General features: G+C 50.8%; 16 protein-coding genes. 12 read left to right on the top strand and 4 right to left on the bottom strand.

What is annotated here, in order from left to right; all coding sequences use genetic code 11:
- Positions 1-36 precede the first annotated feature (36 nt).
- Positions 37-459, top strand: coding sequence for a VOC family protein (locus H7F31_RS31130; protein ID WP_187101993.1), 423 nt, complete (start codon positions 37-39; stop codon positions 457-459).
- Between the two features lie 243 nt (positions 460-702).
- Positions 703-4,815 carry an S-layer homology domain-containing protein gene (locus tag H7F31_RS31125; RefSeq protein ID WP_187101992.1) on the top strand — a complete coding sequence of 1,371 codons (4,113 nt, stop codon included), beginning with the start codon at positions 703-705 and terminating at the stop codon, positions 4,813-4,815.
- Positions 4,816-5,142: 327 nt separating this feature from the next.
- Here the strand turns inward: H7F31_RS31125 and H7F31_RS31120 are convergent, their stop codons facing one another.
- Together H7F31_RS31120 and H7F31_RS31115 are read right to left on the bottom strand one after the other, a co-directional pair.
- Entirely contained in the window at positions 5,143-5,838 is a 696-nt protein-coding gene (locus H7F31_RS31120) for a response regulator transcription factor (RefSeq protein ID WP_187101991.1), read from the bottom strand.
- A gap of 10 nt (positions 5,839-5,848) precedes the next feature.
- The gene (locus H7F31_RS31115; RefSeq protein WP_187101990.1) at positions 5,849-7,981 is read right to left on the bottom strand and encodes a sensor histidine kinase; all 2,133 of its coding nucleotides are present in this window, start codon (positions 7,979-7,981) and stop codon (positions 5,849-5,851) included.
- Positions 7,982-8,422: 441 nt separating this feature from the next.
- On the opposite strand from H7F31_RS31115, the gene rsgA reads away from it, so the two are divergent.
- Positions 8,423-9,466, top strand: a complete 1,044-nt coding sequence (gene rsgA, locus H7F31_RS31110; RefSeq protein ID WP_187101989.1) for a ribosome small subunit-dependent GTPase A — start codon at positions 8,423-8,425, stop codon at positions 9,464-9,466.
- A complete protein-coding gene (locus H7F31_RS31105; protein WP_187101988.1) occupies positions 9,459-10,460 on the top strand; it encodes a phosphotransferase enzyme family protein in 1,002 nt (333 codons plus the stop codon). The genes rsgA and H7F31_RS31105 overlap by 8 nt, the downstream gene beginning before the upstream one ends.
- Before the next feature lie 78 nt (positions 10,461-10,538).
- On the opposite strand, the gene H7F31_RS31100 is transcribed toward H7F31_RS31105, so the two are convergent.
- Positions 10,539-11,651: a metallophosphoesterase gene (locus H7F31_RS31100; RefSeq protein WP_187101987.1), complete on the bottom strand. Its 1,113-nt coding sequence runs from the start codon at positions 11,649-11,651 to the stop codon at positions 10,539-10,541.
- A 365-nt stretch (positions 11,652-12,016) separates the two neighbouring features.
- Between H7F31_RS31100 and H7F31_RS31095 the strand changes: the two genes are divergently transcribed.
- Positions 12,017-13,264 (top strand): MFS transporter, encoded by a 1,248-nt coding sequence (locus H7F31_RS31095; protein ID WP_108995106.1) that lies wholly within the window; start codon positions 12,017-12,019, stop codon positions 13,262-13,264.
- Positions 13,265-13,769: 505 nt separating this feature from the next.
- On the opposite strand, the gene H7F31_RS31090 is transcribed toward H7F31_RS31095, so the two are convergent.
- On the bottom strand, positions 13,770-14,408 hold the full coding sequence (locus H7F31_RS31090) for a GntR family transcriptional regulator (protein ID WP_187101986.1): 639 nt from the start codon (positions 14,406-14,408) through the stop codon (positions 13,770-13,772).
- Positions 14,409-14,487: 79 nt separating this feature from the next.
- Here H7F31_RS31090 and H7F31_RS31085 point away from each other — a divergent pair, with 79 nt between their 5' ends.
- From H7F31_RS31085 to H7F31_RS31055, 7 genes are all read left to right on the top strand, one after another.
- Positions 14,488-15,120, top strand: coding sequence for a GntR family transcriptional regulator (locus H7F31_RS31085; RefSeq protein WP_187101985.1), 633 nt, complete (start codon positions 14,488-14,490; stop codon positions 15,118-15,120).
- 81 nt (positions 15,121-15,201) lie between these two features.
- A complete protein-coding gene (locus tag H7F31_RS31080) occupies positions 15,202-16,350 on the top strand; it encodes a mandelate racemase/muconate lactonizing enzyme family protein (protein ID WP_187101984.1) in 1,149 nt (382 codons plus the stop codon).
- A gap of 16 nt (positions 16,351-16,366) precedes the next feature.
- Positions 16,367-17,362 (top strand): zinc-dependent alcohol dehydrogenase, encoded by a 996-nt coding sequence (locus H7F31_RS31075; RefSeq protein WP_261800198.1) that lies wholly within the window; start codon positions 16,367-16,369, stop codon positions 17,360-17,362.
- Positions 17,363-17,564: 202 nt separating this feature from the next.
- Positions 17,565-18,407 carry a fumarylacetoacetate hydrolase family protein gene (locus H7F31_RS31070; protein ID WP_187101983.1) on the top strand — a complete coding sequence of 281 codons (843 nt, stop codon included), beginning with the start codon at positions 17,565-17,567 and terminating at the stop codon, positions 18,405-18,407.
- A gap of 16 nt (positions 18,408-18,423) precedes the next feature.
- Positions 18,424-19,191: an SDR family NAD(P)-dependent oxidoreductase gene (locus H7F31_RS31065; RefSeq protein ID WP_087570365.1), complete on the top strand. Its 768-nt coding sequence runs from the start codon at positions 18,424-18,426 to the stop codon at positions 19,189-19,191.
- A gap of 306 nt (positions 19,192-19,497) precedes the next feature.
- On the top strand, positions 19,498-20,676 hold the full coding sequence (locus H7F31_RS31060) for an IS110 family RNA-guided transposase (protein ID WP_187101894.1): 1,179 nt from the start codon (positions 19,498-19,500) through the stop codon (positions 20,674-20,676).
- A 209-nt stretch (positions 20,677-20,885) separates the two neighbouring features.
- Positions 20,886-22,271 (top strand): DUF2252 domain-containing protein, encoded by a 1,386-nt coding sequence (locus H7F31_RS31055; RefSeq protein ID WP_187101982.1) that lies wholly within the window; start codon positions 20,886-20,888, stop codon positions 22,269-22,271.
- The last annotated feature ends 23 nt before the right edge of the window (positions 22,272-22,294 follow it).

Below are 22,294 nucleotides of genomic sequence, written 5' to 3'. Positions count from 1 at the left end.
AATAGATGATCAAACAAACCCAAGGAGGAATAATCGATGACCGTAAAACTTACCCCGTACATTACTTTGGAAGGCAATGCCAAGGAAGCCATCGCGTTTTATGAACAAACAATCGGAGCGGAAGTACTTTCCATCCTGACCTATGGAGATATGCCGGACATGCCGGATACATTCTCCGAAAATCTCAAGGACCTTGTGGCACATGCCAAACTGCGAGTTGGCGAATCCGAGCTTATGTTCTCGGATTCTCCCGGCGGTTCGGCAATTGAAGCGGGCAAAAGAGTCACGATCTGCATCACGACGAACGACGTGGAGCATTCCAGACGAATCTTTGAAGCGTTGCGTCAAGGCGGTCAAGTAAACATGCCTTTCAGCGAGGAGGTTTTCAGCCCCGGCTTCGGCGATGTGACGGATAAATTCGGCGTAACCTTTCAAATTTATACGGAAATTCCGAGCTAAATTTCAGGATGCTGAAAGAACGAGCTGCGATAACGCCTGCAAGGGGCTGCCATTAAGGGCAGCCCCGTTTTTTTGTATTGGGACAATTAACCGTTGCTTTTCAGCTTTCGATATTCGCCAGGAGTCATTATGGGTTTCGCAAAACAATAAAATTCCTTTACAACTAGATTGATTTCTCTTAACAAATGATTGTTAGACTCCTTGGAGATATACAGATATTGCGAGGAGAGAGAGGATCATAACATGAACATGTTAGCAAAGGAATGGCGCAAGAAAGTCATATTCTCGTTGGTCATAACGCTTCTAGGAGTGGAATTGCTCGCGGCATTGGGGGGCAGGGTCTCTGTCCATGCGGCCGACGGAAGCGATTCAATCGTGATGGTAGAAGACTTCGAGGACGAGAATGTAATTGCCGATATCAAGTTCAATCCGAAACGGATGCACGAGGCCACGCTCCATCTGGAGTCTAATCCCAAGTATGTAAGGAACGGAGAGCACTCCGCTAGAATCGACTACGACATGATCGATATCGTGGACAATCCCTCCCAGATCGAGGTTGGCTATCAAAGCGGCCATCAACCCATCTCGGGATACCCGACCAAAGTGGGCATGTGGGTGTACGGCCACAACGAAGGACATCTGCTGACGACAAAATTCAGAGAGCTTGAAGGCAGAGGATCTTCCTTCCAGGCCGAATTCTACGATGTGGATAACGACGGAATCAACTGGACGGGCTGGAAATATATCGAGGCCGATATTCCGCAAGGGAAACAAGGCCCGATCATTCTCGAACTCTTTTTCCAACTGAAGCAATCCGATATGAGCAAAAAAAATAAAGGCTCCATCTGGGTCGACGATATTCGCTTTATCTATGGAGAAACGGACGAGGATAACGATGTCCCCGTCCTTACGGCAATAGCGCCGCTTGAGGATGAAGTTTTAACAGCCCCGCTGGCGGCATTGCAAGTGGGGATTGCCGACTTGGATTCCGGTCTGGACATGAGTTCATTGTCCGTCCTTTTGGATGGCATGGATATTACGGCCGAGGTGCAATATTCTCCAGATACGGGCATACTGTCCTATCCAGGCGAGTCGGTGGACGGGGGATATCATGTACTGGATATTCAAGTGAGAGACAATAACGGCAATCCGGCGGAGAAATCGTATGCCTTCACGATCGAAGCGGGAGAACGCCTCTCCATGACGGCGCCTGAAGAGGCGGTGAGTAATGAGATCTATGCCGTTAAGGTGGGCATGAATGACTACGCGAATGCGGATTCGGCTGGATTCGAATTGGCCTATGATCCGAACACCCTTCGATTCGAAGATCTGGCGGAAGTCAACGGCGTTGCGGCCACTTCGACGGTCGATGACGACAAGGGGATCGTGCAAGTGAACCTGGACGGTATATCCCCGGCAACGGCCGACGAAATCGTGACGGTGAACTTCAAAGTGAATTCCGCGGCCGTACTGGAGCGAGGCGAGGCTTACAAGTCCATCACGATGAGCAGCTCCGAGCTTGCGTCTGGCGGCACGCCGACAGGCAATCCGCTTGCAACGCCCATTCGCTACACGATCGCATTCCCGTATCACCTGGAGCTGACTGGAGTCGGAATCGATACGACGACTACTTTTACGGTTACGGATCGCAATAACCGACCGTTCGAAGGCGCGGATATTTTCTTTATGGGGCTATTAAAGCAAAGCTCCGTCATAACGATCACCGCCGCAACGACTAACGTATACAAGGACGATGACACTTCCTCTGACAAATGGGGTGAAGCGACGGCAGGCCAACGGTATTACGCATCGGCTGAGCCTGACGACGGTTGGTTCGAGGTGATTTTGCCGGACGGTACGACATCGGGTTACATTGCCGCATCCGACGTGAGCAGCCAATCGCTCAGTGGCAGCCTGGGCCGGACGAATGCCCAGGGGCAATTGACGACGGATCTCGCGACGTTGGCGCGTGGCAGCTATCAAGTGCAAGCGGTCAACGGCACGGAGAACAGCAAGGTTGTCAAATATGATGTCGTCGAACAATACGGCTCGGATACTCCCGAATACCTTCAGACGTATGTCGCGGAAGACTTGTCGACGCAACTAAGCGCGGCATGGCAGACCAATTCGGCAACTCGGGATACGTTTATTCAATATATCGAAGCAAGTCAATGGGGAGAGGGCGAAGAGCCGGAAGCTTCCCTCGTCAAAGAGCAAAAATCCGAGAGCGAGCTTCAAGTACTCAGCTTGAAAGAGAAGGGCAGCAAGGGAGAAATTCGCTTCCACAATGTTCTGGTCGAGAATTTGAAGCCGAATACGACTTATAAATATCGGATCGGGTATGAGGATGCTTGGTCGACATGGTACTCGTATAGCACAATGGATCAAGACAAAGCTACGCCGTTTTCTTTCTTGTTCGTGACGGATTCGCATACGAAAGAAGATGATGGCTTGGAAATCTACCAAGAGCTAATGTCGAATGCCTTTACGCAATATCCTTCCACGCAATTCATTATGCATGGAGGAGACATAGTGGATGCCGGCGGCGCTTTCGATGAGTGGAAACAGTTCTGGAGAGCTTCTTCGATCTATGCGACTACGTATCCATCCGCGCTTACGCTTGGGAACCACGACGTCAAGAGCGAGGGCAAGGACGTGTTCACCAAAGGCGCGAATTTCCCTATGAACGGACCGGAATCGCAAATGCAATACGCCTATGCCTACGATATCGACGATACGCATTTTGTCGTGTTGAATTCGGAAGGCACGAAGGAGCAAATGATTGATCAAGCCGCTTGGCTGCAAAAAGACTTGGAGCAAAACGACAAGAAATGGACGATCGCGATGTTCCATCGCCCTGCTTACCATACGGAAGCGGGCCGCGACACGCTCGTGGAGTACACGCAGACCTATTTTGCGCCGATCCTGGAGAAAATGGGCGTAGACTTGGTGCTGGTCGGCCACGATCATGTGTATTCGCGAACTTACCCGATGCAAGAAGGAAAGCCGAATAAACAAACGAATGAGGGAACGGTCTATCTGGACGGCGGCGCCTCTGGCTGGAAATTCTATGATGGCTCAAAGTTTGATTACCTGGAAGAAATATTCGACGAAGATGTTCCCGTCTATTCCGCAATCAAAGTTACGCAGGACGAGATCCGCGTCGAAGCGCGCACGAGCGAAGGCGATCTGATCGACGAGTTCTCCGTCACGAAGCCGAAGACCGAAGTGCCTTCTTTGCCTGGCACAGGCGGCGGTGTACCTACGGAGCCAACTCCGAACGCGGATAAGGTGCTGTCCGACAAGGAAGTTACGGAAGCCATCGAGGCCGGGCGACTGGTGATTGATCTAAGCGGCGAAGGCGGCACGATTCAAATTCCAACCGGATTGGCTGCTCTGTTTGAGCAATTAGGGGATGGAGAGGTCGTAATCGCCGTGCCTAATCAGCCGAATTTGGTTTTGAGCGGACAAGAGCTGAACAGACTGCTGCTGGATAATGGCAAAGCGAAGACGGTTGAAATCGTGGTTGAATATGCAACCCAAGCCGAGCAACAGGCTTACGAGAATCAAATTCAAACGTCGAAAAAGACGGCAAAAGCCGCAAGCAAAGCCTTTACGGTTAAGGCAATGGCAGGCGACCAGGCGGCCAGCGTATCTTATTCTCTCGGCATTAAGCCGGACGATATGACTTCTTACACGAATTTGTACGAAATCGGCAGCGACGGCAAACTGACGTTGGTTCAAGCGAATGTTGTTTTGTCCGCGGATCGTCCCGAGCTGCTGACTGGGCATTCTTACATTGCTATCGAGATTGTAACGAACTACGCGGACTTAAATCGCGATCATTGGTCGTACGATTACGTGCAACTGTTATCTGCGGCTAATCTGGTTAACGGCGTAGATGCCGAGAGGTTCGCGCCCGCCGCAACGATTACCCGCGCGGAATTTACGGCGATCATCGCCAGAGCGTTGGAGCTTCCCGCAAGCGGAGAGGGGACGTTTAATGACGTGGAAGCCGAGGCTTGGTACGCAGATGCAGTCAACGCTGCAGCCGAAGCGGGAATTATCAATGGTAAAAGCGCGCAGCAATTTAATCCGCATGGCAAGATTACGCGCCAGGAAATGGCGGTTATCATGGGTCGGGCTTATGAGTTCATGAACGGCACAAGCGAGGAAAACGGTCAGACGGCAAGCTTTAGCGATATGGAGGATGCCGGGGCTTGGGCCATCGAGGCGATTGCGCTGGTCGAGAAGTTAGGAATCATTCAAGGCAGCGGGAACGGCAAGTTTAATCCGCAAAACGCCTTGTCGCGCGCCGAAGCGGCTAAAGTGATCGCCAAGCTTCTCTATCTGTAACGGGATACAAGAAAAGGCCGGCAGTTCGCTCGAAGAGCGGCTGTTGGCCTTATTTTATAGTCGATGTATGGCATAGGCTGCCTCCCGTTTATCCCTTTAAACGACGTCTTTTCGAATTCCAATATTTTACCCAATAATCCCCTTGTTCATCTTGATAAAAATGAACACCTATCATGCTAAGGGGCGTCCAGACTTTTTTGAAATGGTAGTATGGCATGCAACTCTCCTCCATTAAACGATTCCACGTATACGCTTAATAGTATAATAGAGGGAGTTTAAAAACAGTTTAAATGGGAGCCGAAATAACTACTGGATAGTTCAATGGAACTATCTTTTGTGATCCATTATAAATTTGTAGCCAAAACCTCGGACAGTAACGATAAAACGCGGTTTGGACGGATCCGCTTCGATCTTTTTGCGCAAATGACGGATATACACCATTACTGTACCTAAATTGCTGAGGCTATCCCATCCCCAAATCGCTTGATGCAACTCCTCCACATGAAAAACTTGATTGGGGTTTCTGAGAAAAAACTCGAGCATTTGTCTCTCTTTGGTAAACAACGGCACAGCTTCTCCGCCCACATACAGCTCGGCGGTCTTGTAATCGTACCGCCAGTTCCCCAACTCCAGCTGTTCCGAGTGCTGCCCCTTCACTCTGCGAAGCAGAGCTTTGACCTTCGCTACCAATACGTTCGGATGGAAAGGCTTGAGTACATAATCATCGCCCCCACATTCGAGTCCGCGTACCATCACGTCCGCCTCTTGTTTGCTGCTAATGAAAACGATCGGCACATTGGAATGCTCGCGAAGCATGCGGCAAACCTCTATCCCGTTCATATCCGGAAGCATGATATCGAGCAAGATGAGATCAGGAGGATTTTCTTTTTTGCACTCGATAACTGCATGTAATCCTTGATCGGTTTTTATTACATCGTATCCGGCTTGCTCTAAATACAGTCGAATCAGCTCGCTAAGATCCGGATCATCTTCTACAATCATGATTTTCTCATTTATTGACAAGCATGAACCCTCACCTTCTCATTCTATAGGCTGACGCAAATGCAACAGGAATGGCGAAGTAGAACCGGCTACCTTCGCTCATTGCGCTCTGTACGCCCACATGGCCGCCATGTGACGCTACAATACCTTTAACAATCGCGAGTCCCAGCCCGCTTCCTTGGCGGTCACCCTTGCGAACCTGATAGAATCGTTCGAATAGATGGGGGAGATCCCTCTCCGAAATACCCGCGCCGGTATCCTGAACAGTAACCTGCATATAAGGAGTTTTAGGCTTTTCCATTACAATGGTCGTATGTATCGTAATTGTTCCGCCGCCAGGCGTGAATTTTTTGGCATTAAACAATAAATTGCAAAATACCTGCTCGATTCGGCTAGGATCTATTTCTGCGCAATATTCGTCCCGGGGTACGCCTTCCAGATATTGAAACGCAATATCGCTTTCTTCTATATCCCAACGATAACTATCAACAAGCTCTTTGATGAACAAACTGGGATCGATTTGTTTCTTTTCCAGTTCGATCTGACCGGATTCGAGCCGCTCGAGCGCGATCAAATCTTGAAAGATCCGTTGCAGATACAAGGTTTTTTCATAAACCGTATGCAAATATTCCGTCTTTCCCTGAGGTACGACGCCATCAATCATGCCGCGGATGTAACCTTGAATCGAATTTACCGGATGGCCAAGCTCGTGCGAAATATCGGAAAACAACCGTCGGCGTTCTTCGTGTATGTTGGAAAGCTGCTCATAGGCTTGCTTCAGTTCGCGATGGCTGTGCTCCAGCTTATGTGTACGATCTTCTACCTGCTTATCCAGGCTTTGGTTCAGCTGAACCAGCTTGGCTGACGTCTCTTCCGCCACATTGTACGCCTTCGCAAAGCGATTGGTAACATTAAGAGACTGTAAAATCAAGAAGGCCAGCATGCCGATGGCAGTCATATCTATCGAAACGATAATAAAGTTATAGTATAAAACATTATTTAGTACGCAAATAAAAAACACACTCATTCCGATCAGATTGAACAAGGCTCCATCCTCTCGCTGCAAGGAGGCGCGAATGACAATGGCAAGGACGTAGGAGGAGATCAGTACAAGATAAGTCATCAAAACATTCATGGTTGCCGTAAAAACGGACGCCGGGCATACCAGCACAAATAAATGATAAAAGCTTCCGAACCAAATAAAGATAGCGGACAATCGAGGAAGTACGACGCTTCTAGCATTCATCTGTAAAAAGTAGAGGAGCGTGAATTGACTTGCCGCAAGAACGGACATATACTCCAGCTTTGTGTTCCATTCCCATGAAAATTCCGGGAAGAAATAGATAAGTGTCATTTGACTGGATGAAAGGGTTCGGACAGCTACAGCAAGGCATAACATAGCAAAAAAGAAAGGGCTTTTTTCTTTTCTGTTCCAGAAGAACAAAGCGATATGGAAGATCGCCATTACAATCAAGATGCCTGCCTGTGCATTATCGACAATTAATTTTGTCTGATGATACCGCGCGATTTGATCTGCGGTGCCAAGCAAGGGAGTCGTCCAAAGCCCGCCTTTGCGTTGGACAAAGTTCGAAATATGAATCGTAATGTCCAGCCAATCCCGATTAACGGCAAAGGAAGCGGTTCGAGGCACGTTGCTGGCTACCATTTCTTCCTTATTTGCTCCTGCTTGACCTACCTTCAATACCTGTTGACCGTCTATCCATAAAGTGTAAGCCGTCGCTACATCAGGCATATAGATCGCCAGGGGGCGGACCTGATCGGAAGTCCTCCACTCCTCGGGCAGCAACACGCGCAATCGATAGGTAGCAAGGCCGTAATCCGATCTAGGTTCGGGAAGATTTCCCCATGAGCTTGGAACCTTGACTGTTCCAAAGGAGTGCTCCGTTACTTTGGGGTTCGGATCTCCCATCGTTTCCCACTCCACCAACCAGTCCCCTTGCAACTGGACCGTTCCGTCTCTTGCGAAATCCCAGTCATTTAGCGAGAGCATCCCGTTAACGGCCTTGAGGGAGGGAGACGTAGCGGGATCAGGCAATTCTCCGGATGAAGGAACTTTAGGCTGCTCCATCGCGGATGTTAGCCAAGGCGCCATCAGAGCGATAGTAAAAAGAATAAGGGCGGACACCCATAATTTTCGAAGCATTTATGTCATCCTTTAAAGTGGTAATCGATCATAGATGCTAAAATTCGACAATTTAAACGATATTACCTCTTTTTCCAAGCGATTAAATTCCTTTCCAACTAATTGTTTATACTCGTTCTTGGTCTATGATTGGAACGATCTGTATGCTATATTTACTTCACAAAGACTGAAAGGAGTGAGGACAATGGCTGAAATGATCAAAAATGCTTTGGTTCAAGGAGGCGTTCCTCACCGTTCACTATTCTAAGCTGTTTGGACGAATGAGCGAATGAGTTAATAGCCCCGGAAACCGAAGTGCAGGATTCCGGGGCTTTCCTATGTCTATTTTACGAATGATCTGACATTGTAAAGCCGCCGATAAAGTTTCATTTGTCGCGGCTTTTTTGTGCTGCAACGGGTTGTAATGGTTAGAGAAGATATGGAAAATTGGAGGAATAATCATTGAAATTAGTTGAACTAGGCTGGGGCCCCATGTTCCAGCAACACTACGAACCGTACCGGGAACGCGGCTATTCGGTAGGGCGTGTGATCAAAGAACATCGGCAACTGTATGATGTGGCCTCAAGCAACGGCGAGAAGCTGGCCGAACTGGCCGGCAAGCTGCGATATCATGCGATGGAGAGGGCCGATCTTCCTGCGGTAGGCGATTGGGTGGTCATGAAGGAAGAGTCGGATCGTGCGATTATTTACGCTGTTCTCCCCAGAAAAAGCAAGATGTCCCGCAATGTCGCCGGAGCCGTGACGGAGGAACAGATCGTGGCTGCCAATATAGATCAGATACTGATCGTCATGGCGCTTAATCAGGACTTTAATCTTCGACGAATGGAACGTTACTTGCTTCTTGTCTGGGAAAGCGGGGCAAGTCCGGTTATCGTGCTGAGTAAATCGGATCTGAGCCCTGACCCGGCAGGGCAAGCTGCGCAAGTGCAGGCTATTGCGCCGGGCGTACCCGTCCACACCATTAGCGCTTTAAACACCGAAGGCATGCATGAGCTTCAGACTTATCTTGTGTTAGGGAATACGCTGGCCGTGATCGGCTCGTCCGGCGTTGGCAAGTCAACGCTCATCAACGCCCTGGCCGACAAGGAATTGCAGCGGGTAAACGATATCCGGTACGGGGACGGACGCGGCAAACACACGACCACGCATCGCGAATTGATCGTGCTGACTCAAGGCGGAATCATTATCGATACGCCGGGTATGCGCGAGCTGCAGTTAAATGGATCGGACGATGGGGCCGGCGCCGCATTCGAAGATATAATGGTTTTAAGCGAATCGTGCAGATACCGGGACTGCAAGCATGAACGAGAGCCCGGCTGCGCGATTCGGAGCGCAATCGCGAGCGGCGAGCTCGATGCTAAACGATATCAGAACTATGTTAAATTGGAGAAAGAGATGGCTTACGCCAAACGACGCGAGCAAGCGAAAGACAGAATGTTAAACAAAATGGATCGAAAAACGGAAAGGAGACGGGAAGTTGAATAGTTGGCAAAAACAATTTACTTTGGAGCATCTTGGGGCTGCGGCAGCTTGTTATGGCATTGCCGAACACGATATCTCCAAATTCGGCGGGTTCGAGAATCTCGTTTACGCCATGAATGACAACGGTCGGGACACCATTCTGCGAGTGACGCACGACTCGCATCGTACAGAGAGGCAATTGCAGGCGGAACTGAATTTCGTCGCCTATCTTGCGGAACATAACGTGAACGTATGCAAACCTCTTCCTTCGCCCGGAGGTCGGCTTCTGGAGCGTATTCCTTACGAGGGCGGCACATTCTTGCTGACTGCGTTTGAGAAAGCGCCCGGCGGGCATATCCATGGAGGCCAATCGGAATGGAACGATTCCTTGTTCCAAGAGTGGGGGCGTATTACCGGGCTCATGCATGAGTGCGCTGTGAACTATTCTGTCCCTGCCGGCGAACCGGATCGGATTACGGAGGATGAGTTGCCTTACCAGCCAACCGACGCCTCCTCTGCAGAGGAGCAGTTGCTGTACCAAGCTTTCAAGAAGCGCGAGGAACAAATTCTGCGTCTGCCCCGAGAGAAGGACAGCTACGGCTTATGCCATCGCGATCTGCATCATGGCAATTTTTATGTGCATAACGGGGTCATATTAGCGTTTGATTTTGACGATTGCGGTTACGATTATTTTGTTCAGGATGTTGCTATGGCTGTCTACTATGCATCGACCTTCTCGCAATGGAGCAAACCGGCGGCAAGCAGGGAAGAGACGACCGAAAGGGCTAACCGGTTTTTTGCCGGCTTTATGGAGGGATACAATCGGATTCGCCGCATCGATTCATACTGGATGAAGCAGCTTCCTTTGTTTATCGAGAAGAGACGCATCGATTTATGCGCGATTTTATGGGAGGAATGGGGTAGCGGGACGCAAGAGCAACGTCATTGGCTGCGCTGGAATATAGATGGCATTGCGGATGAGCAGCCTTGTATGGACTTGGAGCCTGGATGGTTTTGATTGGTTTAACGGAGGCGAGAGAACCTCTATCGAAGCTATTAAAGGGTCAACCCGGCTAACCGTGTTGACCCTTCTGCGTTAACTGCCCGAATTGGCGAAATGGACACGAATCGAGACGATTTCCGACTGCGATCCGATCCGGATCGGGGGGCCCCAGAAGCCAAAACCGGAAGAAACGATGGAATGCAGCTGCCCTTTCTGCAGAAGGCCCCAATCATTTTCGAACAACATGCCGGTAATCAGATTGCCAGGCGCGACTTGTCCATAATGGGTATGTCCGGAGACCACGAGATCGATGCCCTGCTCCTCCGCGATGTCGAATTCAACCGGTTGATGCTCCAGCATAAAAATGGGTCCAGAGCGATCAATGCCGTCTGTTAATGAGGCCAGCCCGGCTCTTTCCTTATCGCTGTAATCCTTCCGTCCGACCAGCGTCAGCCAGCTATCCACTTGGATTGTCTCGTCGTACAGCACATCGATGCCGCTTTCCTCCAGAAGTCCGATTAACTCCTCGGTCTCTCCCTTGAACCGATCATGGTTGCCAAGCGAGGCGAACACGCCGAGAGGCGCTTCGATCTCCGATAACACGTCGCCGATCCCTTTGTCTTTGTAAGGAATAATATCGTCATCCACAATATCGCCGGGCAGCAAGACGATGTCGGGATTAAGCGCGTTAATTTCCTTTACCATTCGTTCTGCATGGTTTCTGCCGGATAGATAACTAAAATGCATATCGGAGGCCATTACGATTTGAAGCACGCCATTTGCCGGGCCTTGCTTGTCGATTTGGATGTCATAGAAACGCACGGTCGGGCTAAACGCATTGTAGCTTCCATAACCCAGCAAGCCGACCAGCAGGATCAAAGTAACGATACCCGACCACTTCTGGACGGAGCGTCGAGGCAATCTCGTCAGCTTGGTTAGCCAGACGATTAGATGCACGAGGGGGAGGAGCATAACCAATAAGCTAAATATGGCTAGCCAATAGCTGCCGATTACGCTTAGTATGGTTGAGCCCTCGACGATTCTGGAGAGAAAAAGAGAGCTGGCCAGGAAAACGATCGCGATGATATAGAATAGCCGGAACCTGCGTGAGACCGCCGGCTTCATCCACTTCCAGCCGCTCCAACCTATGTAGAATACGATCAGTGCGTACAAGACGATAAATACGAGACCAATGACGATAAACATTTTGTCCTCCTTAACCTATTACTATTCTAACCTCAATTCCAAGCAATACGTAGCAGCACCTCCATGGGTGTCATGATGCAAACGGATGTGGACAGATCGACGGGGAATTGGAATTAGGGCGTGTCTGAATACTCCGAGGGGAGCAGATTTTGCCGAATTTTCGTTCCATGCAAGGAACTTTTGTGAAGGCGTACCGGGGGTACGTCAAGCAAAAGTGACGAAGCAGGGGGCGGAAAGGCGGTGAAAGATGCCCCAGAGCGGGTTTTCAGACACGCCCTAGTTGCATGTAATTTGGTAATGACTTACTATAAGAAACGGAGAAATTCTTGATGATCAATTCGGGTATCTCCAGAAAGGGGCACAAGATGACGCATGAGGAAGAAAAAAAGAACTGGAAAAGAAACATCATTCTTTTCTTAAGCAGTCAAACGATATCGTTATTTGGTTCCGCCTTGGTTCAATACGCGATTATGTGGCATGTCACGCTGACCACCAAATCAGGACTTATGATGACGCTCTTTATTATTTGCGGGTTCATTCCCACTTTTCTGTTGTCGCCGTTCGCAGGCGTATGGGCGGATCGTTTCAACCGCAAATATCTCATCATAATTGCGGATGCGATGATTGCGGCGGTTACGCTTATTCTCGCGATCACTTTTCTAATGGGATATAATGCGACATGGCTGCTGTTTGTCATCGCCGCCGTCCGCGCGTTGGGAGCGGGTATCCAAACGCCGGCAGTAGGCGCCATATTGCCTCAGATTGTACCAGAGGACAAGTTGACCCGAGTTAACGGCATTAACGGGACGCTTCAGGCGCTTATGATGTTCGTTGCGCCTATTGTCAGCGCGTCATTGCTCACCTTTGCAACCATTGAGTTGATTCTTTTTATCGATGTCGTAACCGCAATCCTTGCGATCCTCACTTTACTTCTCTTTCTCAAGATTCCCTTGCACAAGAAGGCGACCGATAAACAATCGACTAGTTATATGGATGACTTTAAGTTGGGGTTAACCTACATTAAGAATCATAGCTTTCTTAAGCCCTTCTTTATCTTCTTCGCTTTTTTCTTCGTCTTGATGGCACCGGCTGCATTTTTGACGCCGCTGCAAGTTGCGCGAAGCTTCGGGGAGGAATATTGGCGGTTAACGGCTATTGAAATTGCTTTCTCCGTCGGCATGATGGCTGGTGGAGCGATTATCGCATCATGGGGCGGTTTCCGCAACAAGGTGTACACGATGGCCTTCGCCAACCTGGTCATGGGAGTGTGTACGTTATTGCTCGGAATTATGCCTGTCTTTTGGATTTACTTAATCATCATGGGGCTGTTCGGAGTAGCAATGCCTATGGCGAATACGCCGACGACGGTGTTGCTGCAGGAGAAGGTGGATCCGGACTATATGGGCCGCATCTTTGGCGTGTTCGGCATGATCTCGACTTCGATGATGCCAATCGGCATGATGATCTTCGGCCCGCTGGCGGATGTGATCGAAATAGAATGGCTGCTTGCGGGAACGGGATTGTTAATCGTGGTTCTGACCATATTCTTCGTAGGCAACAAACGATTGATCGAGGCTGGCAAGCCGGCAGTCAAAGAAGCAACGCAAGGGTAGCGGCATCGATCTCGGATTTATAGACGGCAAAATATCGACTTACAGCACGAATAAAGGACGGTACCCTCGCATCATAGATGCCTGGGTATCGTCCTTTTAATGTGAGCCAAAGCTATGATTCTTTGCGAGCGGAGTTGATTTCGCTCTCGACTTGATGCCATTCTTTAACAATGGTTTGGTATAAGTTCTTTTCCTGGGCGCTTAATCCTTGCGAGTTGTTCTTCTTGATCAAATCATCCATCCGGTGTTTCAATATCGTGCTACGACGTCCCAACAAGTCTACATAACTCAGCGAAATCACCCTTTCATCGTGTTTTCAATCGGTTTATTTAAGTATATCGGATGAAAACCGGTATGAAAACTTTCATGTCGGAGCATTTTTCCCCATATAAAGCGCTCAGAAGGTAAAAGATTTGCATAGCTTAATGCAGCCGAAAACATCCTGCGATATGCTCGTAATTTCGTGTCGAAATGACCAGTGAAAAATGTAGAACCGATTTTGGAGCTACGACCATGTACGTTTCAACGTGTGCAGATACGCGAATAAAGCTTCGCGGAACGCTTCCATCCCCAAGGCGAGAGACTGAACGAAGCGAGTCAACTGTTCCGATGTCGTTCCGTTATAGGGAGCCGTCCATCTGCGATCATTAAGATGCCATAACAACCTGGATGACGCGGTTTGGTAGGACTTGTCCATCTCCTTGTTGTGGCACATCGCAATCAAGTCCCGAAGCAGTCCGTATTCGAAATCGATAAACGCTTGCCGGTTCCCGGCATCGCCATCATTTTCCCTTAAGAGAACGGCAAGGCGTTCCGATTGGCTGCGGGAAAACAGGAGAAGCTCTTCTTGTCGCGTATGCCAGGAAAGGATGCCGGCAAACAAGATCATGGACGCAATCATCTCGAGAAGGTCGCCGACCCGCTCGGAGGAAGAATCCAGAATGAGAATGCCGTGCTTGGAGGCTATGCGAACATAACCCTCCAGCTCCAACTGTTGGAGCGCGGCACGAATCGGGGTGCGGCTCATATCGAGCCTTTTGCCGAGCTCGATCTCCGAAGTCACGGAACCTCTTGGCAATTCTCCGTTCACGATCCAGGAGTGAATATTGTCGTATGCCAGCTGCCGCAGGGTGGGCTTGCCCATGTTCATCTTCCTTTCGACCTGGTGTATCAAGTATGATCATCATATAATAGGCAATTGCGGAAAGGAAGATCTGAGCGATATGACGACAGGAACGACGTTAAGGGATAAAGCTTTCGGACTTATCAAGCATGGCATTGTCAGCGGAGAGTGGGAGGGAGGCACGTTTATTTCGGAGAAGCAGCTATGCGAAAGGCTTCAGATGAGCAAAACGCCGATCCGATCGGCTCTTGATCGATTGGAAATGATCGGATTGGTCAAGCTTGTGGCCAACCAAGGGTTTGTCGTACAGGAAATGTCGCTAAAAAAAATTTTGGACGTCTATCAGCTGCGCCTGGCGCTCGAAACGTTTGCAGCGAGTCAATTGACGGCCAAGATGGACAGCCCTTATTTTGAGCGATTGGACGAAAATCTGGCGAAGCAGGCCGAGGCGGTAGAAACCCGTGATATCGTCGAATACGTGGAGCTCGATCGGCAATTTCACGAGTTAATCGTGTCGGGGCTGGACAACGAGGAATATTCGGAGGCGATGTCCCGTCTTCAGGATAAATTTCTGCGAGCCGTCCGGACAACCTTTTACCGCGACCGGAACAGAATGTATGGCAGTCTGGAGGAGCATAAACAAATTCGGAAAGCGCTAGAAGGCAACGACCCGGCGCTAACCGTTCGACTGATCAGCCAGCATATTCATTTTGTCGAAAAAGTGATGCTTTGATGTATACAAGTGAGACATCTTGTAGATCCCAAATCGCCATGCTAAGTTAGTCTCAACGCTTACATGTGGGGGGATATTGGCATGAGAATAACGGATATACGCACTTATATTGTCGGCAATCCGTGGAAAAACTGGCTGTTCGTTCAAGTGGATACGGACGAGGGAATAACGGGGCTTGGCGAAGGAACGTTGAACGGCTTCGCCAAAACGGTCGAAGCGGCCATTCACGAGCTGAAACATCTCGTTATAGGGATGGACCCTTTCGATGTGGAGACCATCTCGCTCAAGATGATTCGGGATGTTTATTCGGACGGAGGTCAGGTGCAAGGGTCGGCGCTTGCCGCGATCGAGACGGCATGTTGGGATATTATGGGCAAGGCGCTTGGCGTACCGATGTATAAGCTGCTAGGCGGAAAAGCACATGACAAGCTGCGCTGTTACGCCAACGGCTGGTACCGCGGAGGAGCGGACGAGGAGAGCTTCTTCAACCAGGCCAAGGAGGTTGTCGACAAAGGGTATACGGCGCTGAAGTTCGATCCGTTCGGGGCAGCCTGGAGAACGGTGGATAGAAGCGATTTCGCGGGCGCGATCCGCAATATCGCCGCCGTCCGCGATGCAGTCGGACCGGACGTCGACATTCTGATCGAGGGACATAATCGGTTCAGCGTGCATACGGCGCTGCAATTCGCGGAAGCAATGGCGCCTTACGAGCCGACCTGGTTCGAGGCTCCCGTTCCTCCTTATCGAATTTCCTCCATGGTGGAAGTGGCGCGGAGAAGCCCGGTTCCCATCGCATGCGGAGAGGATTATTACAACCGCGAACAGTTTGCGGAGCTGCTCAAACATGACGCGGTTCATATTATTCAGCTGGAGCCGCAGTTCCTTGGCCTCAGCGCTTCCAAACAAATTTGCGGCATGGTACATGCGCATAACGGGGTTACCGCTCCGCACAGCGCTCAAGGCCCCGTGTGCTCCATCGTGTGCGCGCACTTGAACATGGCTACGCCGAATTTTTTCCTTCATGAAATATTCGACGACTTTAATCATTCGTGGGCGCAGGACATTTTCTCCCCTCCGTTCAGGGTTGAAAACGGGTACTTGCAGCCGCCGGACCGTCCCGGCCTTGGCGTAGAGCTTCAATTGGAGGAGGCGGCCAAATATCCGTATCACCCCGGTCATTGGCTGCCGTTGTTCAAGCAGAATTGGGAGAAGCGGGAACCCGTCGAGTAGGAGGAGGCAGAAGAATATGAACATGCAAGCCCTTGTCTATGAAGGACCCAAACAAATGAACGTACGGTCGGTAGCCGTTCCTGAGCCGGGACCGGACGAGGTGCTGATCCGCGTGGAGCGGGTCGGCATCTGCGGCTCCGAGCTTGGCGGATATCTCGGTCACAATTCTTTGCGCAAGCCGCCGCTTATAATGGGACACGAATTCGCGGGCATCGTGGCGAAGACGGGCGAACGCGCAAATGGCTTTACATCCGGTGAGCGGGTTACGGCCAATCCGCTCGTGACTTGCGGCAGCTGCCGTTATTGCCGGAACGGGGAGTCCCAGTTATGCGGCGCCAGACAGCTGCTGGGCGCCCATCGGCCAGGCGCGTTTGCCGAGTACATTGCCGTGCCGGCCGAAAATGTCTATCGGCTTCCGGACAATGTAACGATGGAGGAAGGCGCATTAACGGAGCCGGTTGCTTGCGCCGTACACGTGTGTCGGCTCCTGCGGCTGACGCCGGCAGATCGGTTATTGATCTATGGAGCCGGTCCGATCGGGTTGCTCGCGCTTCAAGCTGCGCAAGCGTATGGGGTGAGGAATCCGGGGATCCTCGACTTGAACGAGGCGAGACTCGAAATCGCGCGCGAGCTGGGAGGCATGGCGGCGACCCGGCTTGAGGAAATAGGTGAGACGGCAAGCTTCGATGCCGTCATTGACGCGGTCGGCGCGAGTTTTACCCGGCAGCAAAGCGTCTCGGCGGCGCGTTCCGGCGGGAGAGTCGTGTTTACGGGGCTTCACGAAGCGGAGAGCGCGCTGCCTGTTAACGATATGATCCGCGGCGAGATTGAAGCGAAAGGCGCATTCGCTTATTCGCGGGAGGACTTCGAGACTGCGCTGCAATGGATTTCCGAGGGCCGAGTGAATTTGACGGCATGGACCGAGACGGCGCCTCTCGCAGAGGGAGGGGCCTGCTTTGAGAAGTTGATCGCGGGTCCGGGCAAAACCGCTAAAATATTTTTGCATAATTAGAGTGGAAGTTCAAAAAGTTTGGTTTTCAGTACCGAGAAGATTGAAGGCAGCTAGAAACTGAGTAGCGGAGCGTAGCAGAGCTACGTGAGCAACGGAAGGTTCGGCTGCATTCAATCTTCGATGTCGAGTAATCTTCAGGGAATACTTCGTAATGGGAAGCGGACTTTTTGAACCACCTCTCAAAGAAGGAGGAGCGATTATAATGAAAATGTTGCAATTCTATAAGCTTCAGGATGAAGAACGTCGCTTGAGGGTCGGATTGCTGAAGGATGGTTCCGAAATCGCGGTATTGCGCGAAGGTTTGACCGCTATGGATATCATTAAGGATTCCGGCAACCCGTCCTTGCTGGCAGAGGTCGAACATTGCAAGTTGGACGAAGTGAAGCTTCTTCCGCCGGTAACGAATCCCGAGAAAATTATTTGCATCGGGTTGAACTACCACGATCACGTTGTAGAATCGAACATGCAGGTGCCCAAGGTGCCGGTGTTATTTCCGAAATACAACAATTGCCTTGTCGGGCATGACGATAAGGTTATCATTCCGGAAGAAGTGTCGCAATGCGACTACGAGGTCGAGCTTGCGGTCGTTATCGGACGGACAGCCAGCAAGGTATCGCTGGAATCCGCGATGGAATACGTATACGGCTACACGATCGTAAACGACGTCAGCGCAAGGGACATTCAGTTAAACGAACCGCAATGGACGCGCGGCAAGACGATTGACGGTTTTGCGCCGACTGGCCCCTGGATCGTAACCGGGGACGAAATAGGAAATCCTGGGCAGCTCGGCATTTCCCTTAAGCTAAACGGCGAGACGATGCAGCATTCAAGTACGAAGGAACTGATATTCGACGTCCCTTACTTGATTTCGTTCCTATCGCGGACAATCACGCTGCAGCCTGGGGATATCATCAGCACGGGAACGCCGCCTGGCGTGGGTATGGGGAAAAATCCGCAAGTGTGGCTAAAGGCCGGCGATGTCGTGGAAGCGACGGTCGAAGGAATTGGCACGCTGCGGAACACATTTGCTGCCGATCATGGTTAGGACAAGAGGTGCGCATATGACATGGGAAAATAAAGTCGTAATCGTGACGGGAGGCGGAGGCGGCATCGGGCGGGCGATCGCGCTGAGATTCGGGCGCGAGGGCGCTCATGTTGTCCTCGTCGGACGTACGCTTGGCAAAGTACAGGACGTTGCGGCGGAGATTGGGGATGGCGGCGGAAGCGCCGAGGCGATGGCGGCCGACGTGTCTTCGGAAAGCGATGTTGCCCGGGTCATCGCGGACACGCTTCGCATATTCGGCAGAATCGACGTGATGATCAATAACGCGGCGGTATGTCCTCAAGTCCGGTTAACGGATATGAGCCTCGACGAGTGGAATGGCGTAATCACGAATAACCTGACATCCGTTTTCCTTTTCTGCAGAGGCGTCATACCGGCTATGCTGGCGCAAGGGGGAGGCGCGATCGTAAACGTCAGTTCCGTGCATGCGCTTGCCACGCTTGACGGTTATTCCGCATATGCCGCGTCCAAGGCCGGGATCGCGGGGATGACCAGGGCCATCGCGCTGGATTACGCCAAACAAAATATTCGCGCCAACACGGTGCTGCCGGGTGCGGTGCAGACGCCGATGCTGGAAAGCAGCGTAAAAAATCTGGATACACCCAGAGAAGATATCATGCGCCAGTGGAATGAATCTCAGCCGATCGGTCGGGTGGGTCAGCCCGAAGAAATCGCTTCGGTCGTCATGTTCGCGGCAAGCCCCGACAATTCCTTTATGACGGGAGCTACATTGGTAGCTGACGGCGGCATGATCGCGCAGTTATAGAAAAGTGGATAAAGATGCTTCTTCGATACGAACCTGTTGCTGCGGGGATGTATTCGGGGGGCATCTTTTTCGTATTATCAGGTTAGCCAGTTATTACTGGTTGGCCTTTTTTTATGGTCGGTATACGATGGCGGTAGCCGGGAGAACGTGCGTCTTTTAGGGGTCAGACCCCGTCACAAAAACTGTTCTCCCACTACCCCCAATGACCATGTTTGAGCTGGTAGAGGCAACGACCTCGCATCACAAGCGAAGCTATGGGTTTGGAACCATCGTGGGAGTGCCGGCAATTTTATTAGGGAGGTTGTTATGCAGCCAGTCGTAGGTGTGGATGTAGCGAAAGGATCTAGCGTAGTACAAGCTTTTACAAGGAGGAACGAACCGTACGGGAAGTTGGAGAGCATCTCTCACGGGGATAGCGGATTCGAGCGGCTAGGGGAGCTCTTAGCGGAGTTACAGGCGAGGATGGCAATTGCCCCTGTAGTTATTCTTGAAGCGACAGGACATTATCATCGGGGGCTTGTAGCTTATCTCGAACGTAGTGGATGGACGCATTTCATCGTTAATCCGTTACAGTCTAAGCGTGCGAAAGGAACTCAACTTAGGAAGGTAAAAACAGATGCTGCGGATGCTTGGCATCTAGCCGATATGTACTACCGCGGGGACGTTTTACCGCATCGTACATGGGACGAAACGTTTACAGAGCTGCAGCATGTGACCAGGCAGCATGAGTTTGTGACGGGAATGTTCGTCCAAGCGAAGTTAAACGCGAGAGCATTGCTCGAACAGGTCTTTCCGGCTTATGAGGAGATCTTTTATGCCCTGTTCTCTGTCACGTCGCTAAGCGTGTTGGAGCGTTGTTTAGAGGGCGATGATGGGGATCTTGTTGAAACTATTCAGGCATGCGCTGGAAAATCCCGTTCGAGACGTTGGGTTGATGAGAAAGCAAGACGACTTCGAGAGATCTTGTTAGATTGGAGAGCACAGCCTAGAAGCCAATCTCAGACCGTAGCCTTAAGTGGTATGGTTTCCTTGTTGCTTTCGTTCACGGAGCAATTAAGTGATCTTGAGAAACAGATGAATGAACTCGCATTTGATTTACCTGAGGTAGAACTGGTGAAAAGCATACCTGGGATCGGGGATAAATTAGCTGCAGCAATTGTTGCGGAGGTTGGAGATGTAGGACAATTTGAAGGCGCTAAACAGCTTGTGGCGTATGCGGGATTAGACCCTGGAATCTTTAGTTCCGGGAAATTTACCGCCACAAGTTCACGAATTACTAAGCGGGGTTCAAAGAGACTTCGCCGATCGTTGTATTTAGCTGTGCAATGCGGGATCCGGGGAAGCACCAACAAGAGGATTAGAGAATATTACGACAAGAAAAGAAAAGAGGGCAAGCCATACAAGGTGGTCGTGATCGCTTGCGCCAACAAGCTTCTCCATCACGTGTACGCCATCCTTAGTAAAGAGCAGCCCTACAGAAACTAAAAACCAAATTTACCCATAACCTTCACGCCAATGAAGGTTATTTGTCGTGCCTAGAAATCAGTATACCAATTAAACTGCCCCACTCCAATACTAAATGCTTGACAAGTATTAGCTGGTTTTAGTGATCAATTATGACAGGCTGTCTTCGGGACGTGCTATAATATGGGAATCATGAACATGATTATTATCGCAATCGCGGAGGTGGACTTATGAAGCTGGAAGAGAATATCACGGAAGTGGTCAAGCATACAAAGCGCAAGTTGAGAGGGTTGACGTTGTCGCGGGTGCTGGAGGAATTCGACGGCGAAATTATGGGACTGAGCGACGAGAAGCGAATGTTGAAGTATAGCAAAATGAGGGGAAGCGCGTATCTGTTTTTTCGCGGCAGCGCTTACTTGTTTTACTTCGACGTAGGCAGCGAATGGCTGCCCTATCATACCGATCCGGAACGCCCTACGTGGATACAGGGCGATCTGCACTTCGAGAACTTCGGAGCCTTTCGCAGCGGGAACGGACGCATCGTATTCGACGTTAACGATTTCGACGAGGGATGCACGGGCTCCTATTTGTACGATATTCTCCGTATGTCCGTCAGCCTGTACCTGGTAATGGCCGATAATGATCTGTCCGAACAAGAACAGACGGATACGGTGAGAGCCTACTTGACGGCTTATGCGGATCAGATAAGAAGGTACGCCGACCGCAAGGATGATCCCGGGGATCTTGTTTTCGATGAAGCGACGACCAAAGGTCCCGTCCGCAAGCTGCTGAGGAAGACGGAGCAGTTGGCCAGCAGCCATTTTATCGAGAAAATAACGCTGGTGGAAGCAGGGCGGCGAATGTTCCGGTGGTCGGAGGAGATCGAAAAGCCGACGAATGAGGAGAGGGAACTTATCGTAGGCGGCTGGAACGAATATATGAATGAACTTTCTGCCAATCTCGGGCTTCCGGCATCGTTTTACCATATTAAGGACATCGCGGTCAAACACGGCTCGGGTACGGCGTCGATCGGGCTCGATCGGTATTATGTGCTGATGGAGGGCGGAGAAGAGAACGAGGGACTCGACGACATCATTATCGAGATCAAGGAAGTGCGCGCGCCGGTACCGGTCTATTTTATGCCGTACGACGAATCGTTCTGGGATGAATTCGCCCATCAGGGCAAGCGGGTCGCGACGACGCAACGCGCGATGCACCACGAAGCGGATCCTTTCCTGGGCCACTTGACGTTAAACGGCCGTCACTTCTACGCCAGGGAGAGGTCGCCGTACAAGAAGAAGTTGAAGCCGATCAAGCTGAGGGAGCACAAGGATTGGGTCAAGACGGCGGAGACCATGGGCCAAATTACGGCCAAGATGCATGCGCGGGCGGATGCGGACGTGGAGAGCGGCATTTTGAGCTATCATAGCGAGGACGAGATCGCGCGGGCCATCGGCAAGGATACCGATACATTTTGCGATGATGTGACTCAGAGAGCTGTGGCCTATTCGCGGCAGGTTGTGGAGGACTACGAGCTGTTTAAGGCATGGAGCGAGTCTTGGGAAACGAATCGCCGCCGTTCGGCAGCGCGGAGGAGACGCAGGATGAGCCAATAAGGCAATTAAAAGGCCATGACAGC

Origin of the sequence: Paenibacillus sp. PAMC21692 (genome assembly GCF_014303795.1) — a bacterium.
Lineage (GTDB): Bacteria > Bacillota > Bacilli > Paenibacillales > Paenibacillaceae > Pristimantibacillus > Pristimantibacillus agaridevorans.
Note: the sequence above shows the minus strand (reverse complement) of the source record. Positions and strands in the feature narration are given on the sequence as shown.